Raw genomic sequence first — 21,175 nt, forward strand, 5'->3', positions numbered from 1 at the left:
ACAAAATGCCAGTTTCTTTATCCCCTGTCAAAGCAAGGGAAGAAAACTTGACGACGGTATTATCCCTGAAAGGTGTGGTAAAATACCGTTTTGGAAAGCTCGAAGCGGTCGTTATGCAGCCTGCTGGGCTTTGCGTCTTCACGGGGATAGCCCATCATCAGAATCGCAGTGGGAACAAACGCTTCGGGAATATGGAACTCCCGGCGCACCGCCTTCGGATCAAAATGCATCACCCAGGTGGAGCCGATCCCCAGCTCCTGGGCCGCAAGTATCATGTGTGTTCCGACAATGCCCATATCGACCTCGCCGCTGTCGGCGTTGTCGAACTCTGCACGCTTCCAGCTTGCCTCTTTTTCATAGCATACCACAAGAGCCAGGGTCTGCTGAAAACGGAACGGGCAGCACGCGGTCAGGCGTTCCATTTCCTCGGGAGTATTCAGCACCAGAATTCTCTGCGGCTGATTGTTATGTGCGGTGGGAGCGATTCGGCCCGCCTCTAAAATCAAATTCAGCTTGTCCTGTTCCACAGGCCTCTCGCTGAATTTCCGAAGGGAATATCTGTCCTTGGCGAGTTCTAAAAAATTCATATTATAGCCTCCTATTTTAAAAAGGGTTTCGTTGCTTTTAATCCAAATGACTTTGGCACTTTTTATAACAATTATATCCCGTTTCTTTTGGAGATGCAAGAATCCCCGTTTCTTTTTGGTGCTTCTGCCATATGAGTTTTCTTGCATTTAAAGAACTAGGACGCTATAATAGAGTTGTTAAAAGGATATCTTTTGCAATCATTGCCATACGCACTGTGGCTCACATTGCACTGGTCAATACTCTATAAAAGGAAGTGGCAGAATGTTCCCAATCTTAAAAAAGCGTAGACTAAACGATTCTATGACTTTAATGGAAGTAGGCGCTCCGTTTATCGCAAAAAAAGCGAAAGCCGGGCAGTTTATCATCCTGCGCGTCAATGAATACGGTGAAAGAATTCCGCTGACTATTGCTGATTACGACCGTGAAAAGGGTACGATTACCATCATTTTTCAGAAGGTTGGTAAAACCACTCTGCTGCTGGATCAGTTGGAGGAAGGGGACAATATTCTGGATTTCATTGGGCCTCTCGGCACAGCCTCTCATTTGGAGGGCTACAAGAAAGCTGCGGTGATTGGCGGCGGCGCAGGCTGCGCGATTGCGTACCCGCAGGCGAAGGCCCTGCATGAAATGGGCGCCCATGTCGATATGATCGCCGGTTTTCGCAGTCAGGATATTATCATTCTTGAGGATGAAATGCGCGCGGCCAGCAACAATCTGTTTCTGATGACCGACGATGGCTCGAACGGAAATAAAGGTTTTGTTACCGATGCTTTGAAAGCGCAGATCGAAGCCGGAGCCAATTACGATCTGGTTGTCGCGATTGGTCCGCTGCCCATGATGCGGGCCGTCAGCAATTTGACAAAGCCTTACGGCATCAAGACAATCATCAGCATGAATCCGATTATGATCGACGGCACCGGCATGTGTGGCGGCTGCCGTGTAACGGTAGGCGGAGAAACCAAATTCGCTTGTGTGGACGGCCCGGACTTTGACGGTCATCTGGTGGATTTTGACGAAGCAATCCTTCGCACCAGAACTTACAGGGAAGAGGAAGCGAGCGCGACCCGCGACTATAACTGTCATCTGATGGAGGGTGCAAAGAATGGCTAACATGAATCCGAAAAAAACACCGATGCCGGAGCAGGATCCGCTGGTGCGTAATCATAATTTTGAAGAGGTTACTCTCGGCTACACGGACGAAATGGCTTTGGAAGAAGCGCAGCGCTGCCTACAGTGTAAGAACAAGCCTTGTGTCAGTGGATGTCCCGTGAATATCCAAATTCCTGAATTCATCCGCTGCATTACAGAGGGTGACCTGGAGCAAGCCTATCACGTGATTACTTCTACAAGCTCTCTGCCCGCTGTATGCGGCCGTGTTTGCCCTCAGGAAACACAATGTGAAGCTAAATGCGTGCGCGGCATCAAGCACGAGCCGGTCGGAATCGGCCGCCTTGAGCGCTATGTTGCCGACTGGTACATGAATAATCGGGAGAGAAAACCCGTAAAAACAGAGCGAAACGGACATAAGGTTGCCATCATCGGTGCCGGCCCCGCAGGCCTGACCTGCGCTGGCGACCTGAACGCGCTGGGCTATTCCGTCACCGTGTTCGAGGCTTTGCATATCGCGGGCGGCGTGCTGATGTACGGCATCCCACAGTTTCGTCTGCCAAAAGAAATTGTGCAGAAGGAAATCGACCTGCTGAAATCCAATGGAGTAACCATCGAAACCGATATGGTAATCGGCAAGGTTCTTTCTGTGGACGAGCTGTTCGAAATGGGCTTTGAGTCCATCTTTATCGGCTCCGGAGCCGGACTGCCGAGCTTTATGAAAATCCCGGGCGAGGGCCTTGTCGGCGTATATTCCGCCAACGAGTTTTTAACCCGTATTAATCTGATGAAGGCGTATAAAGAGGGATATGATACTCCCATCGTTCGCCCGAAGAATGTTGCCGTGTGCGGCGGCGGAAACGTTGCGATGGATGCAGCCCGCAGTGCGAAGCGTCTGGGAGCCGAAAACGTATACATTGTATATCGCCGTGCAGAGGAGCAGATGCCTGCCCGCCGCGAAGAAATCCACCATGCCAAGGAAGAAGAGATCGACTTCCGTCTGCTGACCAATCCGGTTGCTGTTCATGGCGATGAAAATGGCAGAGTGACCGAAATCGAGTGCATCCGTATGGAGCTTGGCGAGCCTGATGCAAGCGGCCGCCGCAAACCGGTGGAGATGGAAGGCTCAAATTTCCGCATTCCCGTGGACTGCGTTGTTATGGCCATCGGCAATTCGCCGAACCCGCTGCTCCAGAGAACGACGGAGGGTCTTGAGACAAACCGTCATGGTTGCCTGATTGTCAATGAAGAAACGCTGGAAACCACCCGAAAGGGTGTATTCGCTGGCGGAGACGCGGTTACTGGCGCGGCCACCGTTATTTTGGCGATGGGTGAGGGCAAACACGCCGCACAGTCTATCGACGAGTACATCAAAAACAAAAAGTAATCTCATTCTGATCTTTGAGGAGCCCGCTGTTTGTAAGCAGCGGGCTCCTTTTTCTATAAAAACTATGATTCAAAACATTTATTTTGAATCATAGTTTTTATATTGATACGGATTTTCTGTTCTGGGGGACAAAGCTCCGGCGTTCTCTTTTGGTACTTGCTGTCATATAAATAGAGTTGACAGGAGGGATGCAAAAATGCAAGGCAAGTATAACAGCAGAATGGACGACGATTTGGACAGAATAAGGAAAGTGGATGACATTTATAGCAGTACAGACAGCGCAAACGGCAATTACAACCGGATGGATCGAACCGATGAGGACGGCTATGAATATAATTATGATTACCATTATGTGGAGCCGTCAGGATATGAAGATCCGGAAGAAACGGATTACCGGCCGCGCCAGAAAAAAAAGCCGAAAAAACTGCTGATTTTTCTGCAGATGCTGATTTGCATCACCGTTTTGGTCACAGCCATGCTGCTGAAAATTACAGGCGGCAGCGCCTACCAGACGATTCGCGAATGGTATCTGAGTCATGCAGAAAATTCTATTATTGCGCAGGAGTCCTTCAATTATTTTACCCGTACCTGGGTACAGTTTTTCTCTTCTTCTCCGGCGGAGCAGGGGAAGAACGCCTATTCTGCGCCTGAGTCGACCGCACCGGCCTCTTCCGCACCTTCTTCTGCGCCATCCTCACTGCCGGATATTTCCTCCGCTGTTTCAGGAGTGGCATATACCACCAGCGTTTCTTCCAAAACGCCGGTGTTTGTTTCTGTGTTTCTCGATACCCCGGTAAAAAACAGCGTAATTTCCTCCGGTTTTGGTCTGAGGGATGGCAAGAATCATTTGGGCATTGACCTTGCCGCAGACGCCGGAAGTGAAATTGTGCCCGCAATGCCCGGCAAAGTGGAATTTAGCGGAGAAAATTCCTCTTACGGAAAATACATTTTGATCGACCATGGCTTTCACATTGAAACGCGGTATGCCCACTGTGAAAAACTGCTGGTAAAGAAGGGGGACACCGTTACCTACTCCCAGCCCATTGCCCTGGTTGGTAGCACCGGGGATTCCACCGGCCCGCATGTGCATTTTGAGCTTATTTTATCGGGTGTCTGCTATGATCCGCAGCCACTGCTGAAAAACAGGACGCTCTGATGCGCTTTACGGTTGGGGGCTGCCTGGTTACGGTACAGTTCTGGTTTATGGCGCTGGTAACGCTGGCCTTATTGTTCGACAGAAGCGGAATGGCTGGAATCGGGTTGGTCGCGGTGATTTTGCATGAAAGTGGGCATCTGCTGATGATGTCGCTGGTGGGCACTCCGCCGGAGCGCCTCTCCATGAATTTATTTGGTCTTGAAATCTGCCAGAAAAGCGGTAGCTGCCGCACCTATCATCAGGATGCCTGGATCGCTGCGGCGGGTCCTTTGGCAAGCCTGTTCTTTTTTGTGGTCTGCTGGCTGGGGTATGAGCTGACTCGCTCGTTGTACCTGGCAAACTTGGGCGTGGCTAACCTAATGCTTGCTCTTTTAAACGGTCTGCCGGTAGGCCCGTTGGATGGGGGCCAGACCCTATACGCTTTATTGTGCAGAAAATACCCGGCAGAAACCTGCGAAAAAATCGTAGAGATCGTTTCTTTTTTTATCATTCTTCCTGTTGCACTGGCCGGATTTTTAGTATTACTTCAGTCACGTTATAATTTTTCCTTACTAATTGTTAGTGGATACCTCCTGCTGATGCTTTTGTTGAAAAAGGGAAGATATTTTTAGCCCTCCCTTAAAAAGGTGGGCTTTTTAATTCGATTCACAAAATATTTAGAATATTGTTGCTTTTATCTAAGCAGGCATTGTGATATAATAATCATCAAAGCTGTATTCTGTTTTTGATATCCTGTTTGTTCTGAAAACTAATATAAATTGGGAATGATAAGGAAAAACGGCGGTTTGCGGCCAAATTGGGTATTTGCCCGGGTCTGCTGATTACCGGATAGGGAGATGAAAGAAATGATAAAAACAGAGCAGTATCCTGTAACTGATGGTATAAATTTTCGTAGTATTCAGGATACCAGATTTAAAACCCTGCGTATTGCAGTCAATTTCATGTTGCCTTTGGAGAAAGAAACGGCGGCAGCAAACGCGCTGCTTCCTTTTTTATTGAGTCGTGCCAGCCGGGAATACCCGGATTTCACACGTTTGAATGAGCGCCTTTCGGAGATGTACGGTGCAGCAATTCACGCCGATGTGCGAAAGCTGGGAGAAGTCCAGGTGCTTTCCATCGCGGTGGCTGGCCTTGCAGACCGCTACACACTGGAGGGCGAAAGCATTTCTGCAGAACTTTCCCATCTGCTGTGCAGCATTTTGTTTGATCCGCCTCTGGTAGGCGGACTGTTTCCCCAGGATGGCTTTGATCAGGAAAAAAGACAGACGATTGAAATGATCGATTCTGATTATAATGATAAACGAACCTTTGCACGCCTGCGCTGTGAGCAGTTAATGTGTGACCGCGAAGCCTTTGGAATCAACCGCTATGGAAGCCGAGAAGACGTTACCGCACTTCAAAGAGAAGAGATGACCAAGGTGTGGGAACGGGTTCTGCGCACCTCCCGTGTTGAAATTATGGCTCTTGGCGACTGTGACCCGGTTCCAATTTACGACAGCTTTTTGAACGCCTTCAAGAAGCTCGACCGTGAACCGGTGCCGGAGCTGCAAACAGAAATCATCAAAGAAGTGGCAAAGCTGCGTGAATTTACCGATACCATTGATGTTGCTCAGTCCAAGCTGGTTCTGGGGCTTCGCGCCGGAGCCGCAGTTCCAAAAGATGCGGTGGCTTCCACAAAGCTGATGTCCGCCGTGTTCGGCGGTACGCCCAGCTCTAAGCTGTTCCTGAACGTTCGCGAAAAACTGAGTCTTTGCTACTACTGCTCTTCCCGTTACGACTGGAACAAGGGCATTCTGCTGATTGAAAGCGGTGTAGAAACCGAAAATATTGACCGGGCGCAGACCGAAATTCTCGGTCAGCTGGATGAAATTCGCGCCGGCAAGGTGACGGAAGAAGAGCTTCAAGCCGCAAAGCTGAGCATTGGCAACAGCTACCGCACAGTCGGGGATTACCTGGGCGGCCTTGAAAGCTGGTATGTTTCTCAGGCCTTCTGCGAAATGGTTCAGTCGCCGGAAGAAGCGGCGGAAGAAATCAGCTCCGTTACCATGGAACAGGTTGTACAGGCCGCAAATCATGTGGTTTTGGATACGGTTTACCGCATGGTAGGAAAGGAGGGGGCAGAGGAATGAGAATGGAAAAGATTACAAACAAAAGAGTGCAAGACAGCTATTACAGCATCAAACACCCAAGCGGCCTGCGCATTTTCGTTTATCCCAAAGAGGCAAGTAACTCAACCTATGCAATCTTCGGCACCCGTTACGGCTCGGTGGATACCAGCTTCCGGCGTTCCGATGAAAAGGACATCAGCACGGTTCCCGAGGGCATCGCGCATTTTCTGGAGCACAAGCTGTTTGAAAGCGAAGACGGGGATGCCTTTGCCCGTTATGCTAAAACAGGAGCTTCCGCCAACGCGTATACCTCGTTTGATATGACCTGCTATTTGTTCTCCTGCACCGAGAATGTGTATGAGTCACTTGAAATCCTGCTGGATTTTGTTCAGTCGCCGTATTTTACAGAGCAGACCGTTCAAAAGGAACAGGGAATCATCGGCCAGGAAATCCGGATGTATGACGACGACCCACAGTGGAGGGTCATGTTTAATCTGCTCAAAGCCCTGTATCACCACCACCCGGTGAAAATCGACATTGCCGGCACGGTGGAGAGCATTGCCGAGATCACGCCGGACTATCTGTACCGCTGCTATCATACCTTTTACAATCTGAATAATATGGCTCTGTGCGTCGCTGGCAATATCGACCCCGAACGTGTACTGGAGCTGTGCGATAAAATGCTCAAACCCTCCGAATTGACCCAGGTGGAACGAATTTTTGAAGAAGAACCTCTTGGTGTAGTGCAGAATCGTGTGGAACAGAAGCTTTCTGTCACAATTCCTCTGTTCCAGTTCGGCTTTAAAGAGCCGGCACGCCGCCGCACAGTTCAGGAATTGGCCCAGACGGATATTTTGCTGGAGCTGTTGGCCTCCGACGCTTCTCCGCTGTACCGCCGCCTGCTGGACGCCAACCTGATTAACACCGCTTCTTTTGGAAGTGAATACTTTGAGGGGCCGGGCTATGCCGCTGTAATTTTTTCCGGGGAATCGAAAGATCCGGATGCTGTCGCAAAGGAAATTCGCAGTGAGGTTGAGCGCCTGCGCAAGGAAGGAATCCCGGCAGAGGCGTTTGAAAGAGCCAGAAAAGCCGTGTATGGCCGCAACGTCGCCGCGCTCAACAGTGCAGAGGCCATCGCGAATGCCATGATCTCTCTAACCTTCGCGGAACGCGAGCTGTTCTCTTATATTGACGCGCTGGCCACCGTTCAACTGCCGGATGTTCAGAAGCGGTTGGAGGAACAGCTCCTTTCTGAAAATTCTGCACTGTCGGTGATTTCCCCTATCAAATAATTGGAGGCAACCTTTCATGTACCAGGTTCATACCGTCGAGTTTCCCAAAATGGGGCTCGACTTTAACATAAACCCAACTGCCTTTTCGATTGGCGGCTTTACGATTCAGTGGTATGGTGTCATTATCGCGATGGGGTTTCTGCTGGCTTTTTTGTACCTGATGTTCAGCTGCAGAAAATTTAACGTTGATCAGGACAGGCTGATTGATGCCGTGATCGTCGGCATGATTGGCGGAATCATCGGCGCAAGACTGTATTATGTTGTTTTTTATCCCGGGGACCAATACGTGAAGGACCCCATGAGCATCCTGTATATTTGGAACGGCGGTCTTGCCATTTACGGCGGAATCATCGGCGGGCTGCTCTGCGGCGCACTGATGGCGAAGCTACGCGGCTTGAAAATCTCCGCTGTTCTCGACCTGGCCGCCCTCGGCTTTTTGATTGGACAAACTGTGGGCCGGTGGGGAAATTATGTAAATCAGGAAGCCTTCGGTACTTCGACGGATCTGCCCTGGGGCATGATCAGCGACCGTACACGCCTAATCGTGGACGGCCCGGTTCATCCCTGCTTTTTGTATGAATCCCTGTGGTGCTTAGTGGGCTTCGGCCTTTTGCACCTGGTTGCCACTAAGCTGCGTAGATACGACGGGCAGGTTTTTCTGCTGTATCTGCTGTGGTACGGGCTGGGCCGCTTCTGGATTGAGGGACTGCGTACCGACAGCCTGATTGCCCCAATTCTGAACCTGCGGGTTTCCCAGCTTCTGGCTGCTACAACCGTTCTGGTCACCCTTGCACTGTTAGTTGTGTTCCGCAACAGAACCACCCTGACCGGAATCGGGTCGCCCAAGGTGATGGCTCTGAACGGGATTACCTTTGCCGTGGTGGAAAGTGCGTCCGACGATGGGAAAAGCACCATTTTTGGCAACATTACACCCAAGCCCGAATTGTCGGAGCTGGAAGAAGCGCCTTCTGAGGATGCGGAATTGCAGGAATCGGCAGAAGATACGACGGCTTTGGAAGAAACAGATTCTAAAAAGGACACTTTAGAAAAAGCAGATACCAATGAAGCAGCGCCGGAAAAAACCGGTGAAGCAGCAGAGATTACAATAGAAGAGGCTCCCACACAGGAGTCTGCCGATACACACAAAGAATAAACCGTGCTTCAAATTGTGGAGAAGCGGAAAATAAGGGGAAATACGGGAGGCTATCTATGGCTCAATTAATTGATGGAAAGGCAATTTCTGCCTCGGTACGCAAACACATCGCGGAGAAAATTCAGTCACTGCAGGAAGAACAGGGAATTACCCCCGGCTTGGCCGTAATTTTGGTAGGGGAAGATTCCGCGTCTGAAGTGTATGTGAAAAACAAAGGGAAGGCCTGTGAAGAAGTCGGCATTTACTTTGAATTATACCGGCTTCCCGCAACTGCCACACAGCAGGAGCTGGAAGATACAATTCATTCTCTAAACGATCGGGAAGATATTGACGGTATCCTGCTGCAGCTCCCGCTGCCGAGTCATCTGGACGCAAACCAGTTTGTCGGCCTCATTCGGCCGGATAAAGATGTGGACGCGTTCCACCCGGAGAATATTGGACATATCATGCGCGGCGACTTCGCTTTTCTTCCCTGCACTCCCGCAGGAATTATGGAACTGCTGCGTGCGTCCGGAATTGATCCGGCCGGGCAGCGATGTGTTGTGGTAGGCCGCAGCGACATTGTAGGCAAACCGATGGCAATGGTACTGCTGCATGCGGACGCCACCGTTACCATCTGCCACAGCAAAACAACAAATCTGGCCGAAATTTGCCGAGAGGCAGATATTCTGGTGAGTGCCGTAGGGCAGGCTGGCCTGATTACCGGCGACATGGTTCGCCCCGGCGCTGTTGTCATCGATGTTGGAATGAACCGTAATGAAGAGGGCAAGCTGTGCGGCGACGTAGACTTCTCCTCGGTGGAGCCTGTTGCATCGCACCTGACTCCGGTTCCCGGTGGCGTTGGCCCGATGACGGTAGCGATGCTGCTTCAAAACACATTGCAGGCAGCCAAGCACCACAGCGGTATTACCGAATGACGCCTTCATTACAATGAACAGAGGTTTCTTGGATGGGAAAAATATTAGATTGCATTGAATCCCCAAGGGATCTGCGATCCTTGACAACGGACGAGCTGAATGTACTGTGCAGAGAAATCCGGCAGGAGATTATCCGCACAGTGGCAAAAAACGGCGGGCACTTGGCATCAAATCTGGGTGTTGTGGAGCTTACGGTCGCTCTGCACTATGTTTTTGATGTTCCGTTTGATCATATTGTGTGGGATGTGGGGCATCAGTCCTATACTCACAAGATTTTGACCGGACGGAAAGATCAATTGCACACAATCCGCACTCAGGGCGGACTTTCCGGCTACCCCAACCCCAAAGAGAGCGACTGTGACCCATTTCATGCGGGTCACAGCAGCACCTCCATTTCCGTTGCTCTGGGGTTGGCCAGCGCGAAAAATCTTCACAACGACCCCGGCCACGTGGTTGCGGTGATCGGCGACGGGGCCCTGACCGGCGGCCTGGCCTATGAGGGCCTGAACAATGCCGGCCGTTTCCCGAAAAATTTTATCGTCATTCTAAACGACAATAAAATGTCGATTTCAAAAAATGTAGGTTCTATTGCTCGGTATCTGGCTCATATTCGTACCCAGCCGGGCTACTTAAAAGCAAAGGGAACCGTAGCAGGGATTCTCGATCACCTGCCGGTGCTTGGCGACCCGATCAGCAATGTTCTGGAAAAATCCAAAACTCTGCTCAAGCAGGCGCTGTATAAAGGTACTCTATTTGAGGATATGGGTTTTGCCTATTATGGCCCTTATGACGGCCACGACGTGGAGCAGCTGATTTCTGTGCTGCAAAGCGCGAAAGAAATCAATCGACCCGTTCTGCTGCATGTGATTACAGCAAAGGGAAAGGGCTATTCCTTTGCCGAGAAAAATCCGGATGCCTTTCACGGAGTTCCCTGTTTTGACATCAAAACGGGAGAGTCCCAAGCCTCCGGCGAGAATTTTTCCAAGGTGTTCGGTAAATGCCTTTGCGCCATGGCCAAGAAGGATGATCGCCTCTGCGCGATTACAGCCGCCATGGAAAGCGGAACCGGTCTTGCCGGCTTCCACAAGGCATTCCCCGATCGATTCTTTGATGTGGGCATTGCGGAGGAACACGCCGTCACCTTTGCGGGTGGGCTCGCGGCTGGCGGAATGCTGCCGGTGTTTGCCGTGTACTCCAGCTTTTTGCAGCGCAGCATCGACCAAGTGATTCACGATGCGGCTTTACAGAATCTGAAGGTAACGCTTGCTATCGACCGGGCGGGAGTGGTGGGGGAGGACGGCGAAACCCATCAGGGCCTGTTTGACGTTTCCCTGCTCAGCGCCATCCCCAACATGACAATTTTTTCCCCGGCCTATCATGCGGAACTGGAGCTTTTTCTGCACCAGGCAATTTATGAGTGTCCCGGAGTCACAGCGGTGCGCTATCCCCGAGGGGGTCAACTGTATCAGCCGGAAGATTTTACCGTTTCGGGCCATTCCTTTGATGAATACGGTGATCGAGAGTCGCCGGTGGCACTGGTGACTTACGGTAGACTCTTTTCCATGGCCTGTCTTGCGGCAAAAAAGCTGCGGCAGGAGGGGGTTCCCGTCCGGATCATCAAGCTCAACCGAATTCACCCGGTCGACCCGCAGGCAGTAGAAGCTTGCATGGGCGCGCAGCACACCTTCTTTTTTGAAGAAGGCATCCGGCAGGGCGGGGTAGGCGAGCATTTTCTGTATCTGATGTACCAGAAAAACTATGCAGGGAAAACAACCCTGCAAGCGGTGGAAAACCGTTTTGTCAAGCAAGCAACCATGCGTCAGTCTCTGGCTGAGCTTCAGCTGGACAGTGAAAGCATGAAAAATAGCATTCAAACGGAGTATCAAAAGTGACAGAGAAAAAAAGACTCGACACCCTCGTATTTGAAAAGGGCTTTGCGGAAAGCCGGGAAAAGGCAAAAATCCTGATTATGCTGGGGAACGTTTATGTGGATCACCAGAAATCGGATAAACCGGGTACCATACTCCCGGCCGACGCGGCCATAGAGGTGCGTGGGCAAGGACTGAAGTATGTCAGCCGCGGAGGGCTCAAGCTGGAAAAAGCAATCGAGCTGTATGCCCTCAACCTTTCCGGCCTCACTTGTATGGACATCGGCGCTTCCACCGGCGGCTTTACGGACTGCATGCTGCAGAACGGTGCTGAAAAGGTGTATTCCGTAGATGTCGGTTACGGTCAGCTGGCGTGGAAGCTGCGCACAGATCCCCGGGTAGTGAATCTGGAACGAACCAACGTGCGCTACCTGACACCGGAGCAGGTACCGGACATCCTTGATTTTTTTAGTGTGGATGTATCCTTTATTTCTCTGACTCTGGTACTGCCGGTGGCCAGAACCTTTCTTTCTGAAAACGCGCGGGCACTTTGCCTGATCAAACCGCAGTTCGAAGCCGGACGTGAAAATGTCGGAAAAAAAGGTGTGGTACGCGACAAGGCGGTTCATGAACAGGTGATTTTAAAAATTCGAGATTTTGTCCTTGCGCACGGGTTTTCCGTGCTGGGACTTACTTTTTCCCCGGTCAAAGGCCCGGAGGGGAATATTGAGTATTTGATTTATTTGCAGAAATCGGAGCATCCGGAGGACCTCAGAGGGCAGTCTGTGCCGGACTTGGTCGAGCAGTCCCATATCCAGCTAAACGGCGGTGATACACATTGATTGCAGCAATCATCCCCAATCTGACAAAAACAAATGCGGATCAGGTAACGCAGGATCTGGTCAAAGAGCTGCGCCGCTTAGGCATCCACGTCTGTATGGACGCCACTCTGTATAGCAGCTTTCCATACCGCGATATTGAATTTTTTGAGGACTTTTTCGGCATGATAGCTGCATGCGACCTTGTGATTGCCGTAGGCGGCGACGGAACGATCATTCACGCGGCCAAACATGCCTCTCGAGCCGACAAACCGATTCTGGGCGTCAACGCCGGCAGAATCGGGTTTGTCGCCGGATTGGAGCCGAATCAACTGCACCGTTTGCGTCAGCTGCTGGATGGCAACTACAAGGTTGAGCGTCGTTTAATGCTCGAGGCCTCTTTAAAAAGCGAGCAGTACCAAAAGGTGTATTACGCGCTCAATGAAGGGGTAATTTCCCGAGGCTCACAAAGCAGAATTCTCGATTTTCAGGTTTCTTATAATGGGAACAATCTTTGCCACTACCGCGCGGATGGCCTGATTGTCGCAACGCCTACCGGTTCCACGGCATATTCCCTTTCTGCTGGCGGTCCGGTGATCGAACCGGCGATGCGCTGCCTGCTGCTGACTCCGATTTGCCCGCATTCCCTGCTGACACGCTCGGTCGTGTTCGGTGAAGATACCACCTTTCACATCACCGCTGTACCGAATGGGCAAAGTGAAATGTTCTTAACTCTCGACGGCGAAACAACGATTCCTGTAACAGAGGACGAATGCGTGCGCTTCCAAAAGTCTGCCCGGTCGGTCAGGTTGATCGACCTGAAATGTCAAACCTTTTATGAAGTCGTGAACGAAAAACTTTCAGAACGGAGAGCGTGACATGAAAACAAGACGTCATACGAAAATTCTGGAACTGATCAGCGAATATCAGATCGATACGCAGGAGGAACTCCTGCGCCGCCTGAAAGAGGCTGGCTTTGATGTAACGCAGGCCACCGTATCCAGAGATATTAAAGAGCTTCGCCTTGTTAAGATTCTGTCTGCAGACGGAAAGTACCGTTATGCAAACAGCCAGGAGCCGTCTCGAGATATTTCCGGAAAATTTTATTCGCTGTTTGAGGATTCCGCCGTGGATGTAGACAACGCCATGAACCTTGTAGTCGTCAAGTGTCTGACAGGAATGGCCAACGCTGTCTGCGCAGCGCTGGACAGCCTGCGCTGGGAAAAGGTGGTGGGCACTGTGGCCGGTGACGACACCGTACTGGTTGTGTGCAAAACACCGGAAACAGCGCTCGAGCTGACGGAGGACCTCAAAAAACTGATTGCTGGCAGGTGACAACAGATGCTCTCGCAGCTATATATTGAAAATGTTGCGGTCATTGAAAAATGCGGGCTGGATTTTAACGCCGGCTTTAATGTGCTGACCGGAGAAACCGGCGCCGGTAAATCCATCCTCATCGACTCGATCGGTGCGATTCTGGGCGAGAGAACCTCGCGCGAGCTGATCCGCACCGGGGCCTCCTCCGCTTTTGTCAGCGCGGTGTTTTCCGCACCGAACGGCCATGTACTGCAAAAGCTCACGGAGCTCGGCTATTCTGCCGACGAAGAGGGAAATGTCCTGATTCAAAGGGAAATCAGCCAAACGGGGAAAAACACTTGCCGCATCAATGGCCGGCCGGCCACAGTTTCCGTGCTGAAAGAGGTTGCCCCGTTCCTTGTCAATATTCACGGGCAGCATGAAAGCTACCAGCTGCTTTCACCAGATCTGCACATCCGCTACATAGACCGTGTGGGTGAACTGCTGCCGTTACTCGACGAATACCAGCATGCTTACCGGAATATGTGCCGCATTCGAGACGAACTGCAGGCGTTTGATCTGGACGAATCGCAGAAGGAACGCCGGATGGATTTGCTGAAATACCAGATTCAAGAGCTGGAGGAAGCCGCTTTGCGCTCAGGCGAGCAGGAGCAGCTCGCGGCCAAGCGCACGCTATACCGCAACAGCGAGCGTTTGGCCGAGCAGTTCCAGAGAGCCCGCGCTTTGCTCGATGGGGAAGAAGAGGGCGGCGTTCTGTCTGCCGTGTCGCAGATTAATTCCGCTTTAATCGACGCTGTGCGTTATCTGCCGTCGATCGAATCGCTGGCTGATCGTTTTCAAAATGTGGAATATGAGCTGCAGGATTGCAGTGCAGAGCTCAACAAAACTGCGGAGCTTTTGGACTATGACCCCGCGGAGCTGGAAGAGATTGAGAATCGGCTCGATTTTCTGTACCGGCTCAGCCTGAAATACGGCGAAACCGAAGAGGATATGCTGAACTACCTTGAAAACTGCCGCGCAGAGCTTCAGAACATCGAGCTTTCTGAGGAACGTTTGGCCAAGCTGAATGAGGAATATGAAAGCGCCAAGGAAGAGGCGATTCGCCTGGCCAAGCTTCTTTCTGCACAGCGCAAAAAGTCTGCCGGCGGATTCATTGAAAGCGTTAAGCAGGAGTTGCAATTTTTGAATATGCCGGGAGTTTCTTTTGAGGTGGAGCAGGAGCGCTGCCCTCTAAATGTAACCGGCTGCGACAAAATTCAGTTTTTGCTTTCCACTAACCCGGGCGAACCACCAAAGCCGGTTGCGAAAATTGCGTCCGGTGGCGAGCTGTCGCGCATTATGCTTGCGATTAAAACTGTGCTGGCGGGGAAAGATGAGGTAGATACTCTGATTTTTGACGAGGTGGATACGGGCATCAGTGGCAGCGCCGCGCAAAAGGTGGGCCTCAAGCTGCGCCAGGCGGCCAAGGGTCGCCAGGTGATCTGTGTGACTCACCTGGCGCAAATTGCTGCTCTGGCCCAGAACCATCTGCTGATTCAAAAACAGCAGCAACAGGATCGCACCTTTACGGAAATCACCCCGCTGGATGCCGAGGGCCGCGCCAATGAGCTGGCCCGTATCATGGGTGGTTTCCCGGTTACGGAACTGATGCGGGAAAATGCCCGCGAAATGCTTCGGCTCGCGAAGCAGTCACCGGGGAGCGCCAGGACTTGACAACGCAAAAAACATTCGTTATAATGCAAATCAATGGCGAAGAAGGAAAAAAGTACGGGAAAACAGCCGGCACAGAGAACCTGCGGTTGGTGCAAGCAGGGGCGGAGACTTCCCAGAAATACATTCCGGAGCTGTCGGGCTGAGAAAGCGGTAATTTTACCGGAGTTAGGTTCGTCCGGGTTGCGCCCGTTAACGCGTTTGGGTAGCTTTTACCCGTGAGGCCGCCGCCGTGAGGCTGCGGTAAACTGAGGTGGTACCGCGGAATTTCCGCCCTCTGCAGGAGAAAAACGCAGGGGGCTTTTTATTTTCCCCCTACAAACTGAATTGGAGGAAATTAAGATGGGAGTATTTGACGAACTGGAAGCAAGGGGCATGATCGCCCAGATCACGAATGAGGAAAAAGTAAGAAAGCTGCTGAATGAGGACAAAATCGCTTTTTACATCGGTTTTGATCCGACGGCAGACAGCCTACACGTGGGGCATTTTGTGCAGATCATGGTGATGGCGCATATGCAGAGAGCAGGTCATACGCCGATCGCGCTGTTCGGCGGCGGAACCGGCATGGTCGGCGATCCCTCCGGAAAGAGCGACATGCGCAAAATGCTGACCAAAGAGGATATTGACCACAATATTGCGTGTTTTCAAAAGCAGATGTCCCGCCTGATCGATTTTTCCGGTGGAAAAGCGATTATGGCGAATAACGGTGATTGGCTACTGAACCTCAATTATATCGAATTCCTGCGTAAGGTCGGCGTGCATTTTTCTGTTAACCGCATGTTGGCTGCGGAATGTTATAAGCAGCGGCTCGAGAGTGGATTGTCCTTTTTTGAGCTAAACTATATGATCATGCAGAGCTACGACTTTCTGGAGCTTAACGAGCGTCACAACTGCGTTCTGGAAATGGGCGGAGACGACCAGTGGAGCAATATTATTGGCGGCGTAGAGCTGTTGCGCCGGATGAAGAGCAAAGAAGTCTATGGAATGACCTTTACGCTGCTGACCACCAGCGAGGGGAAGAAGATGGGAAAAACGGAAAAAGGCGCTGTGTGGCTGGACCCGGAAAAAACCTCGCCCTTCGATTTTTACCAGTACTGGCGCAATGTTGACGACGCGGATGTGATCCGCTGCATGAAGCTGCTGACCTTCCTGCCGCTTTCTAAGATTGCGGAATACGAGGCAATGACCGGCAGTGAGTTGAATCAGGCCAAAGAGGTGCTGGCTTTTGAAGTGACGAAGCTGATTCATGGGGAAGAGGAAGCCGTAAAGGCACAGGAGGCCGCGCGCGCCCTGTTTGGCGGCACAAGGAATTCAGACAATATGCCCAGCACGGAGCTTTCCGTTTCTGATTTGACAGACGGCTCGATCAATATTTTGGAAGTAATGATGAAATCCGGCTTAATCCCATCAAAGGGAGAGGGCCGCAGATTGATTCAGCAGGGCGGCGTTGCGGTAGATGACCAGAAGATCACCGCAATTGATCATGTTCTGACATCCTCTGATTTTGAAAAAGGCTTTGTTATTATCAAAAAAGGCAAAAAAGTGTTCCACAAGGTTATTCTTCAGAAATAAAGAGAGCCACCTAACTAACGTTTCATTTTAATTTGCTGTTTCTTCCTCTTCCTTCGGCAGGGGAAGAAACAAGGTGTATTGAATGAAAAATATTTTTAGAAACAGAAACGGGGGAAGAACCATGAAACGACGCTGCTGGCCCGCTCCGATTGCGACGGCCGGACTAACTCTGTTACTGTTCTTCCTCTTTCATTTGTATCCTTTCGAGAATCAAACTTTAGCCTGGTGTGACATGAAGCAGCAGGTGATTCCCTTTCTGCTCGATTTTCAGAATATATTAAATGGAAACGCCGATTTTCTCTTAAACACGCAGAATGCGGGTGGAATGAGTTTTTTGGGTGTTTTCTTCTTTTTTGTCTCAAGTCCGTTTACATTTTTGGTATTGCTGGTTCCGGCAGAACAGATGTATTTGTTCGCAAACATCCTCGTTCTACTGAAAATGGCGCTCTGTTCGCTGACTGCAGCGATCTTTTTTCGACACCGCTTTTCAAGCCTCAATACCACGCAGCTTTTGGCTCTTTCGATCATGTATGCCTTCGGCGGATACACCATGCTGTATTTTCAAAACATGGTATGGCTCGATGTAATGGCAATGTTTCCCATTCTGATGATTGGGTTGGATCGATTGATCCGGCAGCATAGGCCGCTTTGCTATACACTAAGCCTTGCAGCCATTATGGTTCTGAATTTTTATCTAACCTACATGGTTGTTATCTTTGTGGTTCTGGCATTCGGGATTTACCTGCGCCTGACGCAGGAAAGAACGGAAGAAAGAAAGCAATCTGTTCTACTATTGGGGATTTCCACCGTCTGCGCGCTTCTGGTAACCGGTGCAGTTTGGCTGCCATCTCTGTTTCAGTATCTATCATCCGCACGTGCTGTGGGGCTGATCGAAAGCATTTCCTCCGGCAGTTTTTTCACCAGCTTTTATACCACACTACCCATTTTGCTTTGCAGCTCGGGAGTGATTGCGGCACTGGCATTCTTGAACCCGGTCAAATGCTGGCGCGACTCTCACATTCGCAGCCTGCTGATTCTTTGGGTGCTTCTGACTGTTCCGTTGTTTATTGAACCGATCAACAAAATGTGGCATACAGGCAGTTATCAGGCGTTTCCGGCCCGCTACGGGTATATGACGGCGCTTCTCGGCCTGCTATTTCTGGCCAAGGCGATTTCCGACCTGAATCAGGAGGAGGGGCGCTTTCTTCATCAGGGTTGGCCGGGGATCGGCATCGGTGTTTTCCTTTTGGCCTGCATGTCTTTGGTGGCGTATCTACTGCTCTATTACCGCTACCGTGATCTGAGCATCTACACCCGTACCCTTTGGCTGGATGAAACCGCCGTGTTCTATTTCCTATTATTCACCATACTGGCGATTCTGTGCTATTATTTGGTTTTGTATTTGTACCGGCACCAATATCTGACCAAACGGTATTTTTCCCTGTTTCTTTTGCTGCTGGCCTGCTGCGAATCCCTGTTTTCCGGCAGTGTTTTTATCGGCTCGGCGGCAAATCCGGTGTCTTTTTACAGCTCTGTATTTGATCTGAAAGATAAAATACACGATACAAGTATGTACCGGGTCAAAAACGGCCATAAATACTTTGACGTCAACCTTCTGGGCGGGATCAATTACCCGACGCTCAATCACTATACTTCTCTGACAGACGAAGATTTTATGTTCACGATGAAACGGATGGGCTATTCCTCTTACTGGATGGAGGTTAGCTCCCATGACGGCACCGAATTGACGGATGCTTTGTGGGGAAACCGATACACCGTCAAACGAGAATACGAAACGACCCATCGCGATAATGTCATTTACCAGAACGATCGCTATGCTCTTGTGAAGAACAAAGAGCTGCTGTCCTTTGGGACTGTGATTCAATCCGGCAACATCAGCGAATTAAAGGACCTGCCTAACATGACCCGCCGCGGGATTCAGCAATACCTCTTTACGAAGGTATTTGGTTCAGAGGAACAGCTGACGGAGGAATATGAATCTTCCTCCGCAACCAATTTGTTTATGTACGACACCGGCTCTCAGATGGAGCTGTTACGGGAAAATTCCGAAAAGGACGGCGTTTTGGAATACCACATACTGGTGGAGGGAACGCAGACCTTGTATTTGGATTGCTTTGATCAGGTCACCAACCATCTGACCGAACCGGCCTATAAAAGCCTGCGCGTTTCGGTCAACGATGAAACTGTGGCGTATCAATACCCAACTCAGCAGGAAAACGGCCTTTTGAATCTTGGTACCTTCACCGATCAAGCCGTCGACATCCGCGTTACGGTTCTGCGTGATTTCCATGCGAAATCCTTCGGCATATTCGGTATGAACCTGGAAACGCTCGATACAGCCGCAGCCTCTGCACCCAAGGTGCAGTTGACTCAAAACGGGAACTGCATTTCCGGAACCGTACAGGCCTCGGGCGAAAATCCCTATTTGCTGCTGCCGCTCTCGTACCAGAAGGGATATTCGGTTCAGGTTAACGGAAAGGCCGCCGAAGCATACCAGGTATTTGGCGACATGATGGCCATTCCTTTGGAACAGGGAGAAAACAAGGTACAGCTAACATTTGTACCGCAGGGCCTGAAACTTGGCATTCTTCTTTCGGCTTTTGGCATCTTCACTCTCGTGGGATTCTGGATTCTTTTGAAGCGGGAAGGCTATCATTTTTTGAGGCCGATGGAGCCGTTGGCTTTGTGGGCTTACCGAATTTTGTTCTTTGTGATTCTGACCGGAATTTATCTGTTCCCGCTTGTTGTTTACGCATTCGGGTAGCAGGGCAGAGGGCTGCCGCTTTTCATCTTAGTATGGATAAAACGACAAAAACAGATGATCGAACGGAATCGTATAAAAGTGGCCACTCGCAATGAAGTGACCCTTAAAAATGAGACCGATATTTTAAATCCAGCAGCTGAAAGGGCTTGTTGTCTGCATTTCACAGACAACAAGCCCTTTCGGCTACAATAAAATCGGGTGGCATAATGTCAGCATTCATCGTAAATAGTCTATGAAATATATAAGATTGACATACTTGGCAACTCTTTAGACAGCTTTTCCCGCAAAAAAAGCTCAGCTTCTCCGCGTATATCATTTCGATAACAGTATTTACCACGCCCACGTCCTGTCATCGTATCCCGATTAAGCAGTTTTACGCCATTGGGAAACGCATCCGTATTAATGGCATTTTGAACGAAGCTGTAAGTCATCAGTATGATTTCGATAAACCCGTTTTGTTTGACTCTTTGGCTCAGTTCCTCTGCCAGCTGTTCGATCAGTTCCCCATACAACCGCTTCCATTCCGGAACGAGAATGACTGGCGCAATTAACATCCCCGCCGGATATCCTGCATCCGCCATTTCATTCAGTGCGTGGATTCGTTCGCGCAGCGGCGAGGTACCCAGCTCTATACGGCGTATAATCTCCTCCGGGTTTATACTCATGCGAAATATGGTTTTGCCTTTGTGATCAAGACTCAGTAATGGTTTTACCAGATCAAATTTTGTAGGGAAGGTAAGATGCCCTCGGCCTTCCCGCGCAAAACGCTCTATAGTATCAATCAGATTATCAGTAACAGCATTTTCCAACACCAAATCGCTGTTGCTGCCAATTTCAAAGGTCTGAGGCACAGGTGCTTCGGCATCCTTTTTTAGAAGTCTGTCCAGCATTTGCTCACGATTAACGAACAAACGCAGATAAGCACATTTGTTATAATTGCATACCAGATAGCAATACAGGCACATGGCTCTGCAGCCGGAAGATGTGTATGGCACCAGCCAGTCAGAAACTTTAGAATTCGGCACATATTTATGTGTTTTTCTTACGCCGATAATCAGATGCTGTTTCAGCTTTGGGAAGTCCCGGTTTTCCGCTGCCGTCAATTCCGGTATTCGGTTATGACTCTCAATTTCAATCCAAGGCAAGCTTTCATATTTAGATTGGAGCATTTTTCCCAATTCATAATGAAGTGTTGCCGGTTCGTAATATACCGCATCAAAGCTTATCTCCACTTTAAATCCCTCCTCTGTATTCAGTTTTCCCAAAACGGCGGATTATAGCAGTGCAAGGGTTTTGTGCTTGTACGCATAGTTTTGAATAGAATCTGTAATGATACCCATTATGTAACTGAAGCTGAACTGCAAAGAAAAGCACCTGAAGCTTCCTTAAAAAAGATG

General features: G+C 50.2%; 17 protein-coding genes and 1 other annotated feature. Of the genes, 15 read left to right on the forward strand and 2 right to left on the reverse strand.

The genetic code is table 11. The annotated features are described in order from the left end of the window. Window positions 1–59: 59 nt before the first annotated feature. The gene (locus QOS46_RS04095; RefSeq protein WP_283607457.1) at window positions 60–587 is read right to left on the reverse strand and encodes a nitroreductase family protein; all 528 of its coding nucleotides are present in this window, start codon (window positions 585–587) and stop codon (window positions 60–62) included. A 262-nt stretch (window positions 588–849) separates the two neighbouring features. Between QOS46_RS04095 and QOS46_RS04100 the strand changes: the two genes are divergently transcribed. From QOS46_RS04100 to QOS46_RS04170, 15 genes are all read left to right on the forward strand, one after another. After that, the gene (locus QOS46_RS04100; protein WP_283607458.1) at window positions 850–1,698 is read left to right on the forward strand and encodes a sulfide/dihydroorotate dehydrogenase-like FAD/NAD-binding protein; all 849 of its coding nucleotides are present in this window, start codon (window positions 850–852) and stop codon (window positions 1,696–1,698) included. Then, on the forward strand, window positions 1,691–3,082 hold the full coding sequence (gltA, locus tag QOS46_RS04105; protein WP_283607459.1) for an NADPH-dependent glutamate synthase: 1,392 nt from the start codon (window positions 1,691–1,693) through the stop codon (window positions 3,080–3,082). Before QOS46_RS04100 ends, gltA begins: the two co-directional genes overlap by 8 nt. Before the next feature lie 196 nt (window positions 3,083–3,278). Next, complete coding sequence (locus tag QOS46_RS04110; RefSeq protein WP_283607460.1) at window positions 3,279–4,238, forward strand: M23 family metallopeptidase; 960 nt, start codon at window positions 3,279–3,281, stop codon at window positions 4,236–4,238. Then, window positions 4,238–4,849 (forward strand): site-2 protease family protein, encoded by a 612-nt coding sequence (locus tag QOS46_RS04115; RefSeq protein WP_283607461.1) that lies wholly within the window; start codon window positions 4,238–4,240, stop codon window positions 4,847–4,849. Before QOS46_RS04110 ends, QOS46_RS04115 begins: the two co-directional genes overlap by 1 nt. A 234-nt stretch (window positions 4,850–5,083) precedes the next feature. Continuing rightward, entirely contained in the window at window positions 5,084–6,367 is a 1,284-nt protein-coding gene (gene yfmF, locus QOS46_RS04120) for an EF-P 5-aminopentanol modification-associated protein YfmF (protein ID WP_283607462.1), read from the forward strand. After that, on the forward strand, window positions 6,364–7,638 hold the full coding sequence (yfmH, locus tag QOS46_RS04125) for an EF-P 5-aminopentanol modification-associated protein YfmH (protein WP_283607463.1): 1,275 nt from the start codon (window positions 6,364–6,366) through the stop codon (window positions 7,636–7,638). Before yfmF ends, yfmH begins: the two co-directional genes overlap by 4 nt. Window positions 7,639–7,654: 16 nt before the next feature. Further along, a complete protein-coding gene (lgt, locus tag QOS46_RS04130) occupies window positions 7,655–8,791 on the forward strand; it encodes a prolipoprotein diacylglyceryl transferase (protein ID WP_283607464.1) in 1,137 nt (378 codons plus the stop codon). A gap of 56 nt (window positions 8,792–8,847) precedes the next feature. Continuing rightward, window positions 8,848–9,708, forward strand: coding sequence for a bifunctional methylenetetrahydrofolate dehydrogenase/methenyltetrahydrofolate cyclohydrolase FolD (folD, locus tag QOS46_RS04135; RefSeq protein WP_283607465.1), 861 nt, complete (start codon window positions 8,848–8,850; stop codon window positions 9,706–9,708). Between the two features lie 32 nt (window positions 9,709–9,740). Continuing rightward, window positions 9,741–11,600, forward strand: coding sequence for a 1-deoxy-D-xylulose-5-phosphate synthase (dxs, locus tag QOS46_RS04140; RefSeq protein WP_283607466.1), 1,860 nt, complete (start codon window positions 9,741–9,743; stop codon window positions 11,598–11,600). After that, entirely contained in the window at window positions 11,597–12,418 is an 822-nt protein-coding gene (locus QOS46_RS04145) for a TlyA family RNA methyltransferase (RefSeq protein ID WP_283607467.1), read from the forward strand. The genes dxs and QOS46_RS04145 overlap by 4 nt, the downstream gene beginning before the upstream one ends. Further along, window positions 12,415–13,272, forward strand: a complete 858-nt coding sequence (locus QOS46_RS04150; RefSeq protein WP_283607469.1) for an NAD(+)/NADH kinase — start codon at window positions 12,415–12,417, stop codon at window positions 13,270–13,272. The genes QOS46_RS04145 and QOS46_RS04150 overlap by 4 nt, the downstream gene beginning before the upstream one ends. Before the next feature lies 1 nt (window position 13,273). Next, the gene (locus QOS46_RS04155; RefSeq protein ID WP_283607470.1) at window positions 13,274–13,729 is read left to right on the forward strand and encodes an arginine repressor; all 456 of its coding nucleotides are present in this window, start codon (window positions 13,274–13,276) and stop codon (window positions 13,727–13,729) included. Window positions 13,730–13,735: 6 nt separating this feature from the next. Then, window positions 13,736–15,424 (forward strand): DNA repair protein RecN, encoded by a 1,689-nt coding sequence (gene recN / locus QOS46_RS04160; RefSeq protein ID WP_283607472.1) that lies wholly within the window; start codon window positions 13,736–13,738, stop codon window positions 15,422–15,424. 30 nt (window positions 15,425–15,454) lie between these two features. Next, window positions 15,455–15,702: a binding site (T-box leader), on the forward strand. A gap of 61 nt (window positions 15,703–15,763) precedes the next feature. Further along, window positions 15,764–16,993, forward strand: a complete 1,230-nt coding sequence (tyrS, locus tag QOS46_RS04165; protein ID WP_283607473.1) for a tyrosine--tRNA ligase — start codon at window positions 15,764–15,766, stop codon at window positions 16,991–16,993. Window positions 16,994–17,114: 121 nt separating this feature from the next. Continuing rightward, window positions 17,115–19,778 (forward strand): YfhO family protein, encoded by a 2,664-nt coding sequence (locus QOS46_RS04170; RefSeq protein WP_283607474.1) that lies wholly within the window; start codon window positions 17,115–17,117, stop codon window positions 19,776–19,778. A 230-nt stretch (window positions 19,779–20,008) separates the two neighbouring features. Here QOS46_RS04170 and QOS46_RS04175 read toward each other — a convergent pair whose 3' ends face one another. Next, window positions 20,009–21,010, reverse strand: coding sequence for a spore photoproduct lyase family protein (locus QOS46_RS04175; RefSeq protein WP_456298789.1), 1,002 nt, complete (start codon window positions 21,008–21,010; stop codon window positions 20,009–20,011). Window positions 21,011–21,175 lie beyond the last annotated feature (165 nt).

The sequence above is a fragment of the Faecalispora anaeroviscerum genome (assembly GCF_947568225.1).
Lineage (GTDB): Bacteria > Bacillota > Clostridia > Oscillospirales > Acutalibacteraceae > Faecalispora > Faecalispora anaeroviscerum.